The organism is Brevibacillus panacihumi, assembly GCF_003710985.1.
Taxonomy (GTDB): Bacteria; Bacillota; Bacilli; order Brevibacillales; family Brevibacillaceae; genus Brevibacillus; species Brevibacillus panacihumi.
Genome location: NZ_RHHT01000022.1, coordinates 1 through 1,792, shown reverse-complemented (window position 1 = coordinate 1,792; position 1,792 = coordinate 1). Strand labels below are relative to the sequence as shown.

Annotated in this window: 1 protein-coding gene; it reads right to left on the bottom strand. The window is 45.9% G+C overall.

The features are described from left to right. Nucleotides 1–230 precede the first annotated feature (230 nt). Entirely contained in the window at nucleotides 231–1,469 is a 1,239-nt protein-coding gene (locus EDM58_RS10615) for an IS110 family RNA-guided transposase (protein WP_031305278.1), read from the bottom strand. Between the last annotated feature and the right edge of the window lie 323 nt (nucleotides 1,470–1,792).

Here is a 1,792-nt window from a genome sequence, read left to right as displayed (position 1 = left end):
GCAGAGTGTCAAAAGACTGAAAAAACCTCATGTGCAGCTCCCTCCTTTTTTGTGCAAAGACTTGGAAACCCGCGGTCTTGCATGGTGGTCTGCCAGCTGTAGTGGAGGGGAGGAAACCAGCTAATATTTTGTCAAGAGTATCCTTATTATTTTCTTTGAAGTTGTGCTATATTGTTGAAAAGCATGCAAAATAACCTCTCTAAAGGGAGAGGTTATGGAAATTCATTCCATTACGCTGACTGAAAGTCAGCCTTATAAGGTTCGCTTCTCGTTAAAATGCAGTATATCCAGCGGATTAGCTTATTCACACAAGCAATCACAACCTGTTTGTGGGGCTTTCCTTCCCCCTTTTTCACGTCATAATACTCACGTAATCGCTGATTTACTGAGCTTTGTAAGAGACACCCCTTTCGTCTTCTTACTCCGCATTGTACAGCTTGGTACAGCGCTCTTCGCAAGCGTTTGGAACCCCGTTTGGTAATTCGGTTTGTGCTTGCTGTGAACTTTCCGGAGGATGTGACACTTGGGTCAACCCCAGCGAATGCGACCAATTTCTTTGCGTGGTCAAACCGTTCGATTTCCCCAATTTCGGCCAGGATTGTGGCAGCAATCTTGTTTCCCACGCCGGGAATCGAACGGAGTAGATCATATTCTTTTTTTTCTTCAGCCAGGGCATCTATTTGTTTTTCAAGCTTGGATAGATGCTCCTGGTATTGAAGTAGCAACGTGATGAACATACGTAAACTAAGCACATAACTCTCATGGACCCCTTCTTGAAAGGGGCTTTTTTCTGCCGCTGCCATCATATCTATTGCCTTTTCCTTTGCCCACTTCGGTGACCGTCCACGAACAAGCTTTGTGTTCATACACTCCGCTAGCTTGTCCACTCCTGCCGTTTTTACCGCCCCTGGTGTTGAATACATTTCCAACACTCCCAATGATACCGTTGAATACAAATCCCCAAACACACCTTCATACGTGGGAAAGACCTGGTCTAGGACAGCCCGAAATTGCAATTTTGTCTGAACATACATATCCGTCATTGCCTCATGTTGTCTCGTGAGATGACGTAAATGAAGCCAGTGCGTTTCCTGCTTTTGGTACGGTTCAAACTCCTCTTTGTAATAAAGTTCTCCTAAATGAACCGCGTCCAATTTATCGGTCTTCACTTTTCTTAGGTGCGTTTTCTTAGCCCGCTGGGCTAATAAGGGATTAAGGATATACAGGTCATAATTTTTCTCCTCTGCCCACTCTACAATGGGAAGGTGGTAGTGACCTGTAGCCTCAAGAATAATTGCTGGACGACAACCGCTGTCCTTTTCTACTTCCTTTAGCCTTCCATGAAGCCATTCCAAATCTGTTATGGTATGCGAAAAACGAAATCCTTTTCCGTATAATTTGTTCCGATCCAGAAAGATCTGTGCTTGGCTTTCTCCTTTTGCCACATCGATTCCTACAACTGGATTCACGTTCTTCCTTCCCCTCACTTCTTTTACCGGCAGCCCCTTTAGCACTTGTATGCCATAGCTTCGCATGTGATACGGGATCTTGTCCCAACCAGCCCAAACATAGTTGTACAAGTAGGGGGTGAACAGTTTCCTCCACGGGTTTTTCCCAAAAAGGGGATCGTTCTACCCGGCTACCAATAGAGTAAAGCCATTTCCATGAAAAATGGCCAGCCAGTTTTTTCTGGCTGACCTCATAATACGAAAAAGGGAAAAACGCTCCAGGCGGGTTGGGATCTTCGCTGGGGGTCGGACAGGGCCGCCTCCACTCCAAAGGCGGAACCGCG